We start from the raw sequence: 281 nt of genomic DNA on the forward strand, positions 1-281 counted from the left end.
CTGACGAAGGTCGGTGCCGAGCGTTTCGGTGGCGAATTCAAGGCGTATGACGCGATTGACGCGGCGCCGGAAGAAAAGGCCCGTGGTATCACGATTTCGACGGCGCACGTCGAATACGAATCGCCGAACCGCCATTACGCGCACGTGGACTGCCCGGGCCACGCCGACTACGTGAAGAACATGATCACGGGTGCGGCGCAGATGGACGGCGCGATCCTGGTGTGCTCGGCCGCTGACGGCCCGATGCCGCAGACGCGCGAACACATCCTGCTGTCGCGCCA

General features: G+C 64.4%; 1 protein-coding gene. It reads left to right on the forward strand.

What is annotated here, in order from left to right:
• Positions 1 to 281 (forward strand): GTP-binding protein (locus EYV96_RS18665; RefSeq protein WP_240732660.1); only part of this gene is annotated, 281 nt, incomplete at both ends.

Source organism: Dyella terrae, from assembly GCF_004322705.1.
Taxonomy (GTDB): Bacteria; Pseudomonadota; Gammaproteobacteria; order Xanthomonadales; family Rhodanobacteraceae; genus Dyella_D; species Dyella_D terrae.